The following is a 14,407-nucleotide window of genomic DNA, read 5'->3' as shown; positions in this document are numbered from 1 at the left end:
GCTCGGCTCAATGTGCCAGCAGCTTGCGCGCAGCGGCGCGCGCTTCCTTGCTCACTTCCACGCCACCCAGCATGCGCGCCAGCTCTTCTTCGCGCGCCTTGCTGTCCAGCTTTTCCACGGCGCTCTGGGTCATGCCTTCCACCGGCGCCTTGCTGACCCGGTAATGGGCATGGCCCTTGGAGGCGACCTGCGGCAGATGGGTCACGCACAGCACCTGGCGCTTCTCGCCCAGTGCGCGCAGCTTCTGGCCGACGATGTCGGCCACCGCGCCGCCGATGCCTGAATCCACTTCGTCGAACACCATCGTCGGCACCGCGTCCAGATCCAGCGCGGCCACTTCAATGGCCAGCGAGATGCGTGACAGTTCACCGCCCGAGGCCACCTTGCGCAGGGCGCGCGGCGGCTGGCCGGCGTTGGCGGCGACCAGGAACTCCACGCGTTCGGCGCCCTGTGGGTCGGGCTTGCCGGCGTCCTGGGGTTCCAGCTCGATCAGGAACTGGCCGCCGCCCATGCCCAGCTCGGCGATGATGCTGGTGGTGGTGGCCGACAGTTCGGCGGCGGCGCTGCGGCGGCTGGCGGTCAGCACTTCAGCCTGCACGCGCCAGGCGGCGGCGGCCTTGTCGATCTCGCCGGCCAGGCGCTGCAGGCGCTCGTCGGCGCCGCGCAGTTGCTCCACTTCGGCATGCATGCGCTCGCGTTGCGCGCCCAGCTCGTCCATCGGCACGCGGTGCTTGCGGGCCAGGTCGTGCAGGCGGCCGAGGCGGCGCTCGTTCTCCTCGAACTGTTCCGGGTCGGCATCCAGATCGTCGTGCACGCGGTCAAGCAGCGACAGGGCTTCGTGCAGCTGGATCGAGGCATTCTCGATCAGGCCGTCCACCTCGCCCAGCCGTGGGTCGTGTTCGATCAGGCGCGACAGCTCGTGGCGCACCTGCTGCAACAGGTCCAGCGCGGAGCTGCCGTCGTCACCGTTGAGCTGGTTGCTGGCCGCCTGGCAGGCACTCAGCAGGGCGCTGGCGTGGGCCTGGCGACGGTGGCTGGCGCCGAGTGCCGCGATCGATTCCGGCTCAAGGTCTTCCCGGTCCAGTTCGCGCAGCTGGTGCTCGAGGAAGCCGATCCGGTCACTGACGTCGCCCTGTTGCGACAGCGCCAGCGATTCATCGACCAGTGCCTGCCAGGCCGCGGCGGCGCGCCGTACCTGGCGGCGTTCGTTCTCGTTGCCGGCATAGGCATCCAGCAGCGCCAGCTGCGACGGGCGCGTCAGCAGGGCCTGCTGTTCGTGCTGGCCGTGGATCTCCACCAGCAACGAGGCCAGGTCGCCCAGCTGGGCCAGGGTCACCGGGCGGCCGTTGATCCAGGCCCGGGAACCGCCGTCGGCGCGGATCACGCGGCGCAGCTGGCATTGGTCCTCGTCGTTCAGCTCGTTGTCGGCCAGCCACTGGCGCGCAGCCTGAAGCTGGTCCAGCACGAACTCTGCGGAAAGCTCGGCGCGGGCGGCGCCATGGCGGACCACGCCGCTGTCGGCGCGCAGGCCGGACAGGAAGCCCAGCGCGTCGACCATCAGCGACTTGCCGGCGCCGGTCTCGCCTGAAACCACGGTCATGCCTGGCCCGAACTCCAGTTCGGTAGCGCGGACGACGGCGAAATCCTTGATCGAAAGATGTCTGAGCATGGGTAAGGGGGTATCAGCAGCCGCGCAACGCTAGCACGCGGGCGCGGGAGGTCCAATGACTTGCCAAGGTGATGCGCCGCCATTATCTAGTGTCCGTGTCTCACAGGTTGATTCCATGCACGGTTCTCCCGACCAGCTTGCCCCGCGTGCGCGCCATCTGCTGCGCACGCTGATCGCGCGTTATATCCAGGACGGTGAGCCGGTGGGCTCGCAGACGCTGGCACGCGTGGCCGGGCTGGAGGTCAGCCCGGCCACCATCCGCAACATCCTCGGCGACCTGGAGGACCTGGGCCTGCTGGCCTCGCCGCATACCTCGGCCGGGCGGGTACCGACCGCGCACGGCTACCGGGTATTCGTCGACAGCCTGCTGCAGATGCAGCCGCCGGGCGAGGGCGAGCTGGCCCGGCTGCGCCAGGAGCTGGCCGGCGGTGGCAGCACCCAGGCCCTGCTCGGCAGCGCTTCGGAACTGTTGTCGGCGATGAGCCACTTCGTCGGCGTGGTCAGCGCCCCGCGGCGGGAGCAGTTCGCCTTCCGCCAGATCGATTTCGTGGCGCTGGACGGACGGCGGGTGCTGGCGATCCTGGTGTTCGCCGACAACGAGGTACAGAACCGGGTCATCGAGACCCGCCAGGAGTTTGCGCCGGGGCAGCTGGAGCAGGTCGCCAACTACCTCAATGCGCATTTCGCCGGCCTGCCGCTGGCCGAGATCCGCACCCGCCTGCTGCTGGAACTGCGCGATGCCCGGTCCGAACTGGAACAGCTGCTGGCGCACAGCATCGAACTGGCCGAACAGGCCCTGCAGCCGCCGGCCGACGACATGCTGGTGGCCGGCCAGACCCGGCTGATGGGGGTGCAGGACCTGTCTGACCTGGAGCGCCTGCGCGAACTGTTCGAGCTGTTCTCCAGCAAGCGCGAGATCCTGCAGCTGCTGGAGCGGACCATCCAGGCGCCGGGCGTGCGCATCTTCATCGGCGAGGAGACCGGGATGATGCCGCTGCAGGGCGTCTCGCTGGTCACCGCCCCGTACACCGCCAACGGCCAGGTGCTGGGCGTGCTGGGCGTGATCGGTCCCAAGCGGATGGCCTACGACCGCGTGATCCCGCTGGTCCAGGCCACGGCCGATGTGCTCGGCGCGGCCTTTTCACCGGCCTCGCGCACGCCGGGAACATCCGACGCTTGAAACGCAGCATCCCGCCCACACTAGGGTGGTTGGAGGCGGAGTTTGACCGCCAGGGACCCAGACATGAACCACGAACAGCCAGATACCGAATCCCAGCAGAGTGCCGCCGATGCGGCCGCCACCGCCGGCGTCAACGACGAAGTCGAGCGCCTGCGCGCCGAAATCGAACAGGTCAAGGCCGATGCCCTGCGTGAGCGCGCCGACCTGGAGAACCAGCGCAAGCGCGTTGCCCGTGACATCGAGCAGGCCCGCAAGTTCGCCAACGAGAAGCTGCTGGGCGATCTGCTCCCCGTGTTCGACAGCCTGGACGCCGGCCTGAAGGCCGCCGGCGACGACCCGCACCCGCTGCGCGAAGGCCTGGAGCTGACCTACAAGCAGCTGCTCAAGGTCGCTGCCGACAACGGCCTGGTCCTGCTGGACCCGATCGGCCAGCCGTTCAACCCGGAGCACCACCAGGCGATCAGCCAGGCGCCGACCCCGGGCGCCGCCCCGGGCAGCGTGGTGACCGTGTTCCAGAAGGGCTACCTGCTCAACGAGCGCCTGCTGCGGCCGGCGCTGGTGGTAGTGGCCGCCGAGTGATCCCGCAGGGCCGGGGCGGCGGACAGACCCGCCACCCGACCCGACGCTGAACGCGCCGGATGACCGGAAACACAGCGTTCGGAGGATGGCTTGAATGTTCCACGAGCCTCCCCCACATCGTATTCATCCACCGGCCGAACGGCCGGACTGACCCCAACAAGCATCCTCAGGAGTCTCCCCCATGGGCAAGATCATTGGTATCGACCTCGGCACCACCAACTCGTGCGTGGCGATCATGGACGGCGGCAAGGCCCGCGTCATCGAGAATTCGGAAGGCGATCGCACCACCCCGTCGATCGTCGCCTACACCAAGGACGGCGAAGTCCTGGTCGGTGCCTCGGCCAAGCGCCAGGCCGTGACCAACCCGAAGAACACCTTCTACGCGGTGAAGCGCCTGATCGGCCGCAAGTTCACCGACGGCGAGGTGCAGAAGGACATCGCCCACGTCCCGTACAGCATCCTGGCCCATGACAATGGCGACGCCTGGGTCGCCACCAGCGACGGCAAGAAGATGGCCCCGCAGGAAATCTCGGCCAAGGTGCTGGAGAAGATGAAGAAGACCGCCGAGGACTTCCTCGGTGAGAAGGTCACCGAAGCGGTCATCACCGTGCCGGCCTACTTCAACGACAGCCAGCGCCAGGCGACCAAGGACGCCGGTCGCATCGCCGGCCTGGACGTCAAGCGCATCATCAACGAGCCGACCGCGGCCGCGCTGGCCTATGGCCTGGACAAGGGCGACAACAAGGATCGCAAGATCGTGGTGTACGACCTGGGCGGCGGCACCTTCGACGTCTCGGTGATCGAGATCGCCAACGTCGACGGTGAAAAGCAGTTCGAAGTGCTGGCCACCAACGGCGACACCTTCCTGGGCGGCGAAGACTTCGACAACCGCGTCATCGAGTACCTGGTTGAAGAGTTCAACAAGGACCAGGGCATCGACCTGCGCAAGGATCCGCTGGCCCTGCAGCGCCTGAAGGACGCTGCCGAGCGCGCCAAGATCGAGCTGTCCAGCGCCCAGCAGACCGAAGTGAACCTGCCGTACGTCACTGCCGACGCGTCGGGTCCGAAGCACCTGAACATCAAGCTGACCCGCGCCAAGCTGGAAGCGCTGGTGGATGACCTGATCAGGAAGTCGATCGAGCCGTGCCGCGTCGCCCTGAACGATGCCGGCCTGCGTTCGAGCGACATCAGCGAAGTGATCCTGGTCGGCGGCCAGACCCGCATGCCGAAGGTGCAGCAGGCCGTGACCGAGTTCTTCGGCAAGGAACCGCGCAAGGACGTCAACCCGGACGAAGCCGTGGCACTGGGTGCGGCGATCCAGGGCGGCGTGCTGGGCGGCGACGTCAAGGACGTGCTGCTGCTGGACGTGACCCCGCTGTCGCTGGGCATCGAGACCATGGGTGGCGTGTTCACCAAGATCATCGAGAAGAACACCACCATCCCGACCAAGGCCTCGCAGGTGTTCTCCACCGCCGAGGACAACCAGTCGGCCGTGACCGTGCACGTGCTGCAGGGTGAGCGCGAACAGGCCCGCTTCAACAAGTCGCTGGCCAAGTTCGACCTGTCCGGCATCGAGCCGGCCCCGCGCGGTCTGCCGCAGGTGGAAGTGTCCTTCGACATCGACGCCAACGGCATCCTGCATGTGTCGGCCAAGGACAAGAAGACCAACAAGGAACAGAAGGTCGAGATCAAGGCCGGTTCGGGCCTGTCCGAGGAGGAGATCGCGCGCATGGTCGCCGACGCGGAAGCCAACCGCGAAGAAGACAAGAAGTTCCAGGAACTGGTGCAGGCCCGCAACCAGGCCGACGCCCTGATCCACGGCACCCGCAGCGCGATCACCGAGCACGGCAGCAAGGTCGGCGGCGATGTCATCGGCAAGGTCGAGGCAGCGCTGGCTGACCTGGAAACCGCGATGAAGGGCGACGACAAGGCACAGATCGAAGCCAAGTCGAAGGCACTGGAAGAAGCTGGCCAGTCGCTGTTCGCTGCTGCTTCGGCCGACCAGGGCGGTGCCCCGGGTGCCGACGCCGGCAATGCCGGCAAGGCGCAGGACGACGTGGTCGACGCTGAGTTCACCGAAGTCAAGGACGACAAGAAGTCCTGATCCGGACCGACGCGGGACGCTGGCCACCAGCGTCCCGTTGTCGCATCAGGGTCCTGACCGCCCACCGGCGTGTCGGGGCGCCCGACGCAAGAGCGGACCTGGTTCCGCTCTTCCGCTTTGACGAATCCCGACGTTCCGGAACCCGATTCACGATATGAGCAAGCGCGATTACTACGAAGTGCTGGGCGTTGCCCGCACCGCCACCGACGAAGAGCTGAAGAAGGCCTACCGTCGCTGCGCGATGAAGTTCCACCCGGACCGCAACCCGGGCGATACGGCGGCCGAAGCCTCCTTCAAGGAGTGCAAGGAAGCCTACGAAGTACTGTCCGACGGCAACAAGCGCCGCATGTACGACAGCCACGGCCACGCCGCGTTCGAGCACGGCATGGGCGGCGGTGGTCCGGGCGGCCCGGACATGAACGATATCTTCGGCGATATCTTCGGCAACATCTTTGGTGGCGGCGGTGGTCCGCGCCAGGCCCGTCGCGGCGCCGACATCGGCTACGTGATGGAGCTGGACCTGGAAGAAGCCGTGCGCGGCGTCGAGCGCCGCATCGAGATTCCGACCCTGGCCGAGTGCAGCGACTGCGATGGCAGTGGCTCCGAGGACGGCAAGGTCGAGACCTGCAACGTCTGCCATGGCCGTGGCCAAGTGCGCATCCAGCGCGGCATCTTCGCCATGCAGCAGGCCTGCCACAACTGCGGCGGCCGTGGCCAGATCATCGCCAAGCCCTGCAAGACCTGCCATGGCAACGGCCGTGTCGAGGAAGACAAGGTGCTGTCAGTGAAGGTGCCGGCCGGCGTCGATACCGGTGACCGCATCCGCCTGCAGGGCGAGGGTGAAGCCGGGCCGGCCGGTACGCCGCCGGGCGACCTGTACGTGGAAGTGCGCGTGCGCGAGCATGCGATCTTCCAGCGCGATGGCGACGACCTGCACTGCGAAGTGCCGATCCGCATCTCGCAGGCGGCACTGGGTGACACCGTGCGCGTGGCCACGCTCGGCGGCGAGGCGGAGATCCGCATCCCGGCCGAGACCCAGACCGGCAAGCTGTTCCGCCTGCGTGGCAAGGGCGTACGTTCGGTGCGCAGCCGCAGCGAGGGTGACCTGTACTGCCGTGTGGTGGTGGAGACCCCGGTCAACCTCACCAACGAGCAGCGCAAGCTGCTGGAGCAGTTCGAAGCCACCTTCGTTGGTGAGGAAGCGCGCAAGCATTCGCCGAAGTCGGCCACCTTCATCGATGGCGTGAAGGGCTTCTGGGACCGCATGACGTCCTGAGTTCTCAACGCAAGCATTGAACGGTAGCGCCGGGCCATGCCCGGCGTTTTCGTATGCGGTCAGCGGAAAAACGCCGCAGGTGTCTGCCCCAGCTGCCGCTTGAACATGCTGGTGAACGCGCTTGGGCTGTCGTAACCCATCGCCAGCGCGACATCGATGACCTTGTCGCCGACGGCCAGCCGTTCCAGTGCGGCCAGCAGCCGCGCCTGTTGTCGCCACTGCCCGAAGGTCATGCCCAGTTCGCTGGCGAAATGGCGCTGGATGGTTTTCACGTCCACCTGCAGGGCCTGCGCCCAATCCTGCAGCGTGGCGTCGTCGCCGGGATGCTTCTGGATGTGCTGGCAGATCCGCTGCAGGCGCGGGTCGGTGGGCGAGGGCAGGTGCAGCGGCAGCACGTCCATGCGGTGCAGCTCGTCCAGCAGCAGGCGCACCACGCGGCCGTCGCGGCTGTCGTCCACATGCGCGGTCTCGATCAGGCTGGCGGCCAGCAGCAGCTCGCGCAGCAGCGGCGCCACCTGTACCGCGAACGCTTCGTCCGGCAGCTGCGGCGCGAAGTCCGGCTCCACGTACAGGCTGCGCATGTGTACTTCGGCGATGCAGTCCACCGCATGGGCCATGCCGGCCGGGACCCAGATCGCGCGGGTTGAAGGCACTACCCAGCGGCCGCCGTCTGCACGCACCACCATCAGTCCGGACATGGCGAACACCAGCTGGTGACGCCGGTGCCGGTGGGGCGCGATGTGGGTCCCGGGCTTGTAATGGCGGGCGCGGCAGGTCACTGGGCGGTGCACCGGAACCTCGTTCCACGGCGCGGTCTCGCGGACCTGGCAGGGGATGTCCTTTTTGCGATATGCCATGACCCGAACGCGGCAGAAGGGAGGGGGAGGTCACCGTAGCATGCGTGGCTCGCCCCCAACCTGACTGTATCCATGTCGACCCTGGCTTCTCCCGCAACCACCTCACGCCCGGTGGCCCCCGGCGTGCTGGCCGCCATCTCCACCTCGCATGTCGTCAACGACATGATGCAGTCGCTGATCCTGGCCATCTATCCAGTGATCAAGGGCGGCTTCAACCTCAGCTTCACCCAGATCGGCCTGATCACGCTGACCTACCAGCTCACCGCCTCGATCTTCCAGCCGTTGATCGGCATGGCTACCGACCGCCGCCCGGCGCCGTACTCGCTGCCGATCGGCATGGCCTCGACCCTGTGCGGCATGCTGCTGCTGGGCTTCGCACCGAACTACGCGGTGGTGCTGATGGCGGCGGCGATGGTCGGCATTGGTTCGGCCATCTTCCATCCGGAAGCCTCGCGCATCGCGCGGCTGGCCTCGGGCGGTCGCCATGGTTTCGCGCAGTCGGTGTTCCAGGTCGGTGGCAACTTCGGTACCGCGCTGGGCCCGCTGATTGCCGCGGCGGTGATCGTGCCGTATGGCCAGCATGCCGCATCGTGGTTTGCCGGCGCCGCCCTGATCGGCATCGCGCTGCTGACCTATGTCGGCCGCTGGTACGCGCTGCACCTGGGCACCCCGCGTCCGGCCAGCACCGCCTCGACGGCGCCGCGCCATCCGCCGCGCACCGTGGCCAAGGTGCTGGCGATCCTGCTGGTGCTGATCTTCAGCAAGTACTTCTACATGGCCAGCATCGGCAGCTACTTCACCTTTTACCTGATCCACCATTTCGGCATTCCGGTGGCACAGGCGCAGCTGCACCTGTTCGCATTCCTGGTGGCGTCCGCGGCCGGCGGCTTCCTCGGCGGCCCGCTGGGTGACCGCATCGGCCGCAAGCCGATCATCTGGACCTCGATCCTGGGCGTTGCGCCGTTCGCACTGATGCTGCCGCATGCCGATCTGTTCTGGACCACGGTGCTGGCGGTGCTGATCGGTTTCGTGCTGTCCTCGGCGTTCTCGGCCATCGTGGTCTATGCGCAGGAAATGATGCCGCACCGGATCGGCATGGTGTCCGGCCTGTTCTTCGGTTTCGCGTTCGGTATGGGCGGGCTGGGTGCCGCCGTGCTGGGCCTGCTGGCGGACAAGACCAGCATCGAGTACGTCTATCAGCTGACTGCGTTCCTGCCGCTGCTGGGCATCGTGGCGGCGTGGCTGCCGCCGTCGCGGCCTGCTGCTCACTGAGGGGTTTTGGTTTGCAGGGCTTGCAGCCCTGCACCCGCAGAGGCAACGGCAACAGCCGAAGCGCGCTATCCGTGGGGTGGCGGGGTGGGTCCGGTGGCGGGGGCCGCTGCAAGTACGTCCATGTAAGCTCGGTCGCCGCATCCATGCGGCTCACGCCCCCGCCACCGGACCCACCCCGCCTTCGACGGTTTTCCGCGATCTGTTGGAACAGCGTCCGGCACTGGTAGGTGTCGACCTTGGTCGACACGGTAGATCCATGCCATGCGTGGATGAATTCATTCGATATCTGACAGATGTGTCGACCAAGGTCGACACCCACCAACAGCCGCAGTTACCAACAGCCGCGTGAACCTGTCGAAGGCGGGGCGGTGTCGGAGTGCGGGGTGTCAGCCGCATGGATGCGGCTGCCAAGCCTACACGGACGTACTTGCGGCGTCCCCGCACTCCGACACCGCCCCGCCACCCCACGGATAGCTCGCTTTTGCCGTTGCCGTTGCCGTTGCCGTTGCTTGCAGCTTCGGCAGGTGCAGGGCTGCAAGCCCTGCCGAAAACCCCCTTGGGCGTAGAATGCGGCCATGAGCGAATCCCTTGATAACCACCTGGTCCACGGCCGCCGCCAGCGGCCCGACGGTCCGTCGCCGATCGATGTCATCTCGGTCCAGTCGCAACTCGTCTACGGTCATGCCGGCAACAGCGCGGCAATCCCGCCGATGCGCGCGCTGGGCGTGCGTGTGGCAAGCATTCCGACGGTGCTGCTCAGCAACGCGCCGTTCTACGACACCACGCGTGGCCGCGTGCTGCCGGCCGACTGGTTCGCCGACCTGCTGCTCGGCAGCCACGAGCGCGGCCTGCCGCAACGCGCGAAGATGCTGGTGTCCGGCTACTTCGGCAGCACCGCCAACGGTGCCGCCTTCGCCGACTGGCTGGACGCGATCCTGCCGGGCTGCCCGCAACTGCGTTATTGCCTGGACCCGGTGATCGGTGACACCCACACCGGCCCGTACGTGGAACCGGGCCTGGAAGCGATCTTCGCCGAGCGCCTGCTGCCCCATGCCTGGCTGGTGACCCCGAACGCCTTTGAACTCAATCGCCTGACCGGCATGCCAGCGCTGGCCGAGGCCGATGCCATCGCCGCCGCGCGCACGCTGCTGGATCGCGGCCCGCATTGGGTGATCGCGCACAGCGTGGGCGGCACCCCGGGTGAACTGGTAACCCTGGCCGTTGGCCGCGAGGAAACCTGGCGCTGGACCTCGCCGTTGCTGCCAGTGGACGTGGCAGGCACCGGTGATGTGCTGATGTCGCTGGTGGTGTCGTTCCTGCTGCGCGGCGAATCGATGCAGCAAGCTATCTCGCGCGCGATTGCCGGCACCCATGCGGCGCTGGAGGCGACCCTCGACAACGGCTTCGAAGAGTTCGACGTGATTGCTGCAGCGCCGGCGGCGCTGGCCGAAGGAACGCGCTTCCGCGCCGAACGCGTGGCATGAGCGGCCTGGACCCACGCACGCCGCGCACGGTCGGCATCATCGGCAGTGCCGGCGCCTACGGGCGCTGGCTGACCCGCTTCTTCCAGCAGCACATGCAGCTGCAGGTGATCGGCCACGATCCGGCCGATCCGGACTCGCATACGCCGGAACAGCTGCTGGCGCAGGCTGACGTGTTGGTGTTCTCGGCACCGATCCGGCATACGCCGGCTCTGATTGCCGCGTACGTGCAGCAGTCGGCCGGCCGCGAGCAGGACCGGCTGTGGCTGGACGTGACCTCGGTAAAAGAAGCGCCGGTGCAGGCGATGTTGGCCTCTCAAGCCGAAGTGGTCGGCCTGCACCCGATGACCGCGCCGCCCAAGGCGCCGACCCTGAAGGGCCGGGTGATGGTGGTCTGCGAAGCGCGGCTGCGGCACTGGCAACCGTGGGTTGATACGCTGTGCACGGCGTTGCAGGCTGAGTGCGTGCGCGCCACGCCGCAGCATCACGACCAGATGATGGCGCTGGTGCAGGCGATGGTGCATGCCACCCACCTAGCCCAGGCCGGCGTGCTGCGCCAGTACCAGCCGCAGCTGGGCGACCTGGCCGCGATGATGCCGTACCGGTCGGCATCGTTCGAACTGGATACGGCGATCATCTCGCGCATCCTGTCGCTGAACCCCGCGATCTACGAGGACATCCAGTTCGGCAACCCGTACGTGGCGCCGATGCTGGAGCGCTTGGTCGGCCAGCTGCAGGCCCTGCAGGCCCAGGTCGGGCAGGGCGACGACACTGCACGCAGTGCATTCCGTGAGCAGCTGTTGTTGGCCAATCGCAATGCCTTCGGCGAGCAGGAACTGGCTGACGGCAACTACACGTTCGAACGCGTGGGTTACCTGTTGGCGGACCTCACCGAGCGCAACGCGCTGTCGGTGCATTTGCCGGAGGACCGGCCGGGCTCGCTGCGTGAACTGTTGAACGTGTTCGAGCAGCACCGCATCAGCCTGGCCTCGATCCATTCCTCACGCACGCCCGGGGGCGAGGTGCATTTCCGTATCGGATTCGTGGCCGGCAGTGATCCGACGGCGATCCGTCGGGCAGCGGCCGAGGTGGACGCCAGCGGCATCGGACGGGTGCTGGGCTGAGCACATTCATCCACAGGTGGTGTGGATGGTTTCTGAGCAAAGGTGTGGATAACCGCGCGCAGCCCTTGGCAGCCAAGGCTGTCAAGATGCCTGGTGAAAAATTGGCCATGCTTTTTTTGTAGCGTCGAGCCATGCTCGACCGCCTTTGGCAAAAAGCATGTCGACCAAGGTCGACACCCACCAGAGCGGGGCGGAATGAAATCCGGTAGCGCCGGGCATGCCTGGCGAGCCTCAGATCGTCAGCCTCAGCTCACCGCCGCTTGTTGTGAATTCGCGGCCATTGCGCACCAGCTGGCGCCCGTCATCCAGCTCATAGCGTGGCGTAGCTTCGGAGTGGTGCCCGCTGCCACTCGCTTCGGGCTTGAACTCGATGATGATGTGGCTTTCGCCGTTGCTGTCGACGGCGGGGAACTGACGGAACGACATCGTGCACCTCCTTCAGCGGATGCTGCTGTTGCGCGGCCAGCTTGGCCGCGCCGATGTTAGCCGGATGTCATCAATCGATGAACTGCAGGCGTGCCAGTTCAGCGTACAGTCCGTCTTCGGCCAGCAGCTGTGCATGCGTGCCCTCGGCGACGATGCGGCCCTGGTCCATCACCACGATGCGGTCGGCCTTGAGCACGGTGGCCAGGCGGTGGGCGATGACCAGCGTGGTGCGACCCGCCATCAACCGTTCCAATGCCTGCTGCACGCTGTGTTCGCTCTGTGCATCCAGCGCGCTGGTGGCTTCATCCAGCAGCAGGATCGGCGCATCCTTCAGCAGCGCGCGGGCAATCGCCACACGCTGCTGCTGGCCACCGGAAAGGCGGGCACCGCGCTCACCCAGCTCGCTGTCATAGCCCTGCGGCAACGCGCGCAGGAAAGCATCGGCCTCGGCGGCACGCGCGGCATCCTCGACTTCCGCATCGCTGGCCTGCAGGCGGCCATAGCGGATGTTGTCGCGTGCACTGGCCGCGAACAGCGTCGGCTGCTGCGGCACCAGCGCCAGCTGCGCGCGCAGCTCGGCCGGGTCGACCTGGCGCACGTCGATGCCGTCCACGTCAATGTGGCCGCTGGCTGGGTCATGGAAGCGCAGCAGCATCGAAAGCACCGTGCTCTTGCCCGCCCCTGACGGACCCACCAGCGCTACGGTCTCGCCGGGGCGCACATGCAGGTTGAAGTGGTCCAGTGCGGCCTGGTCTGGTCGCTGCGGGTAGTGGAACACCACGTCGTCGAATCGTATCTCGCCACGCAGCGGTTGCGGCAACGCGTGCGGCTGGGCCGGCGCGCGGATCTCGATGTCTTCCTGCAGCAGCTCGCCGATGCGGCCCATGCCGCCGGCCGCGCGCTGCAGCTCATTCCATACTTCGGCCAGCGCGCCCACCGAACCGCCGCCGATCAATGCATACAGCACGAACTGACCCAGCGTGCCGGCGCTGAGGCGGCCGTCGATGACGTCGTGCGCGCCCAGCCACAACACGCCGACGATGGCGCCGAACACGAGCAGGATGGCGCTGGCGGTGACCAGCGACTGCGCGCCGATGCGGCGCCGAGCGGCACCGATGGCATCACCGAGTGCCTTGTCAAAGCGTCCGCGTTCATAGGGTTCGCGCGCATGTGCCTGTACCGTGCGCACCGCTCCCAGCGTCTCACTGGCCAGGCTGTTGGCGTCGGCGATGCGGTCCTGGCTGTTGCGTGCGACGGTGCGCAGCTTGCGTGCGCCGATGATGATGGGCAGCACCGCCAGTGGGATGCCAAGCAGCGACCACGCCGCCAGCCGGGGACTGGTCACAAACAGCATCGCCAGGCTGCCGATGACCGTGACCGTGCTGCGCAGAGCCACCGACATGGTCGAGCCGACCACGCTGCGCAGCAGTTCGGTGTCTGCGGTCAGGCGCGAAACCAGCTCTCCGCTGCGGCTGCGGTCGTGGAAGCCGGCGCCCAGCTGGATCAGGTGGGCATACAGCTGGCTGCGCAGGTCGGCCACGACTTTCTCGCCAAGCAGCGACACGAAGTAGAAGCGCGCGGCCGTGCCCAACGCCATCACTACCGCCACCAGCATCAGCAGGGCGAACGCACGGTTGATCTGGCCGCCGCTGCTGAAACCATGATCGATCATCTGCTTCACCGCCGGAGGCAGGCTCAGCGTGGCGGCCGAAGACACCGCCAGGGCCAGCAGCCAGGCGGTGAACAGCCCGCTGTGGCGGCGTACGAATGGCCACAGCGTGCGCAGGCTGCCGAGGCGCCGCAGCGGCGGGGTCGAAGCGGGGGCGTCGTCCTTGTCAGTCATCCTGGTCGTCTTCTATGCGGATACGGTCACGGGTGGCGTCGCGCAGGCGGATTTTCAATGCGTCGACCTGATCGGCAGGCAGTTCGATCCGCAGGCACACACCGTTGGCATCGAACTGTTCATCGCGCTTTTCCGCGCTGAAGGCGGGCAGGGTGGCGTGCAGGGTGCCGAGGTCCTCAAAGCCAGCCAGCAGCTGCAACCGGGCCAGCGCCACCAGCGGCAGGCGCGGGGCGGTGCGCAGGCACTCGGCGGCGGCGCCACCGTAGGCGCGTACAAGGCCACCGGCGCCGAGCTTGATACCGCCGAACCAGCGCGTCACCACCACCATCACCCGGTCGAAGCCCTGCCCGTCGATCGCCGCAAGGATCGGACGTCCAGCCGTGCCGGCCGGCTCGCCATCGTCGCTGGAACGATAGTCCTGGCCGTGCCGGTAGGCCCAGCAGTTGTGGGTGGCATCGGTCACCGCGACCTGCTGCAGGAACGCCATGGCCGCTGCGGCGCCGTCGATGGGCGCGGCCTGGGCGATGAAACGGCTGTGTTTGACTTCCAGCGTGTGGCTGACCGGCTGGGCGAGGGTATCGAGCATTCCCGTCATT

At 67.2% G+C, this 14,407-nt stretch carries 12 protein-coding genes; 7 read left to right on the top strand and 5 right to left on the bottom strand.

Going from position 1 to position 14,407, the window contains the following annotated elements:
* Positions 1-7: 7 nt before the first annotated feature.
* Complete coding sequence (recN, locus tag AC5P9W_RS15145) at positions 8-1,669, bottom strand: DNA repair protein RecN (RefSeq protein WP_495219347.1); 1,662 nt, start codon at positions 1,667-1,669, stop codon at positions 8-10.
* Positions 1,670-1,784: 115 nt separating this feature from the next.
* Between recN and hrcA the strand changes: the two genes are divergently transcribed.
* From hrcA to dnaJ, 4 genes are all read left to right on the top strand, one after another.
* On the top strand, positions 1,785-2,849 hold the full coding sequence (hrcA, locus tag AC5P9W_RS15140) for a heat-inducible transcriptional repressor HrcA (RefSeq protein ID WP_019661243.1): 1,065 nt from the start codon (positions 1,785-1,787) through the stop codon (positions 2,847-2,849).
* 63 nt (positions 2,850-2,912) lie between these two features.
* Complete coding sequence (grpE, locus tag AC5P9W_RS15135; protein ID WP_111099308.1) at positions 2,913-3,428, top strand: nucleotide exchange factor GrpE; 516 nt, start codon at positions 2,913-2,915, stop codon at positions 3,426-3,428.
* Between the two features lie 181 nt (positions 3,429-3,609).
* On the top strand, positions 3,610-5,532 hold the full coding sequence (gene dnaK / locus AC5P9W_RS15130) for a molecular chaperone DnaK (protein WP_021202053.1): 1,923 nt from the start codon (positions 3,610-3,612) through the stop codon (positions 5,530-5,532).
* Between the two features lie 154 nt (positions 5,533-5,686).
* On the top strand, positions 5,687-6,808 hold the full coding sequence (gene dnaJ / locus AC5P9W_RS15125) for a molecular chaperone DnaJ (RefSeq protein WP_021202054.1): 1,122 nt from the start codon (positions 5,687-5,689) through the stop codon (positions 6,806-6,808).
* A 59-nt stretch (positions 6,809-6,867) separates the two neighbouring features.
* Here dnaJ and AC5P9W_RS15120 read toward each other — a convergent pair whose 3' ends face one another.
* A complete protein-coding gene (locus AC5P9W_RS15120; RefSeq protein WP_019661247.1) occupies positions 6,868-7,665 on the bottom strand; it encodes an AraC family transcriptional regulator in 798 nt (265 codons plus the stop codon).
* Between the two features lie 72 nt (positions 7,666-7,737).
* Here AC5P9W_RS15120 and AC5P9W_RS15115 point away from each other — a divergent pair, with 72 nt between their 5' ends.
* The 3 genes from AC5P9W_RS15115 (at position 7,738) to AC5P9W_RS15105 (ending at position 11,542) form a co-directional block, all read left to right on the top strand.
* Positions 7,738-8,937, top strand: a complete 1,200-nt coding sequence (locus tag AC5P9W_RS15115) for an MFS transporter (protein WP_021202055.1) — start codon at positions 7,738-7,740, stop codon at positions 8,935-8,937.
* 575 nt (positions 8,938-9,512) lie between these two features.
* The gene (gene pdxY, locus AC5P9W_RS15110) at positions 9,513-10,421 is read left to right on the top strand and encodes a pyridoxal kinase (protein WP_019661249.1); all 909 of its coding nucleotides are present in this window, start codon (positions 9,513-9,515) and stop codon (positions 10,419-10,421) included.
* Positions 10,418-11,542, top strand: coding sequence for a prephenate dehydrogenase (locus AC5P9W_RS15105; protein WP_111104002.1), 1,125 nt, complete (start codon positions 10,418-10,420; stop codon positions 11,540-11,542). The genes pdxY and AC5P9W_RS15105 overlap by 4 nt, the downstream gene beginning before the upstream one ends.
* Positions 11,543-11,773: 231 nt before the next feature.
* On the opposite strand, the gene AC5P9W_RS15100 is transcribed toward AC5P9W_RS15105, so the two are convergent.
* The 3 genes from AC5P9W_RS15100 to AC5P9W_RS15090 all read right to left on the bottom strand — a co-directional run bounded on the left by AC5P9W_RS15100 (position 11,774) and on the right by AC5P9W_RS15090 (position 14,397).
* Positions 11,774-11,968, bottom strand: a complete 195-nt coding sequence (locus AC5P9W_RS15100) for a hypothetical protein (RefSeq protein WP_019661251.1) — start codon at positions 11,966-11,968, stop codon at positions 11,774-11,776.
* Between the two features lie 70 nt (positions 11,969-12,038).
* Positions 12,039-13,811: an ABC transporter transmembrane domain-containing protein gene (locus tag AC5P9W_RS15095; RefSeq protein ID WP_021202639.1), complete on the bottom strand. Its 1,773-nt coding sequence runs from the start codon at positions 13,809-13,811 to the stop codon at positions 12,039-12,041.
* Positions 13,804-14,397 (bottom strand): IMPACT family protein, encoded by a 594-nt coding sequence (locus AC5P9W_RS15090; protein WP_021202638.1) that lies wholly within the window; start codon positions 14,395-14,397, stop codon positions 13,804-13,806. The genes AC5P9W_RS15095 and AC5P9W_RS15090 overlap by 8 nt, the downstream gene beginning before the upstream one ends.
* Positions 14,398-14,407 lie beyond the last annotated feature (10 nt).

This window comes from Stenotrophomonas sp. YJH_SMC_33 (genome assembly GCF_059372295.1).
This window is presented reverse-complemented; position numbering and strand designations above follow the sequence as displayed.

Bases quoted from the DNA above. Each gene is read 5' to 3' on its own strand.
- recN (WP_495219347.1), bottom strand. From the start codon at position 1,669: ATGCTCAGACATCTTTCGATCAAGGATTTCGCCGTCGTCCGCGCTACC.
- hrcA (WP_019661243.1), top strand. From the start codon at position 1,785: ATGCACGGTTCTCCCGACCAGCTTGCCCCGCGTGCGCGCCATCTGCTG.
- grpE (WP_111099308.1), top strand. From the start codon at position 2,913: ATGAACCACGAACAGCCAGATACCGAATCCCAGCAGAGTGCCGCCGAT.
- dnaK (WP_021202053.1), top strand. From the start codon at position 3,610: ATGGGCAAGATCATTGGTATCGACCTCGGCACCACCAACTCGTGCGTG.
- dnaJ (WP_021202054.1), top strand. From the start codon at position 5,687: ATGAGCAAGCGCGATTACTACGAAGTGCTGGGCGTTGCCCGCACCGCC.
- AC5P9W_RS15120 (WP_019661247.1), bottom strand. From the start codon at position 7,665: ATGGCATATCGCAAAAAGGACATCCCCTGCCAGGTCCGCGAGACCGCG.
- AC5P9W_RS15115 (WP_021202055.1), top strand. From the start codon at position 7,738: ATGTCGACCCTGGCTTCTCCCGCAACCACCTCACGCCCGGTGGCCCCC.
- pdxY (WP_019661249.1), top strand. From the start codon at position 9,513: ATGAGCGAATCCCTTGATAACCACCTGGTCCACGGCCGCCGCCAGCGG.
- AC5P9W_RS15105 (WP_111104002.1), top strand. From the start codon at position 10,418: ATGAGCGGCCTGGACCCACGCACGCCGCGCACGGTCGGCATCATCGGC.
- AC5P9W_RS15100 (WP_019661251.1), bottom strand. From the start codon at position 11,968: ATGTCGTTCCGTCAGTTCCCCGCCGTCGACAGCAACGGCGAAAGCCAC.
- AC5P9W_RS15095 (WP_021202639.1), bottom strand. From the start codon at position 13,811: ATGACTGACAAGGACGACGCCCCCGCTTCGACCCCGCCGCTGCGGCGC.
- AC5P9W_RS15090 (WP_021202638.1), bottom strand. From the start codon at position 14,397: ATGCTCGATACCCTCGCCCAGCCGGTCAGCCACACGCTGGAAGTCAAA.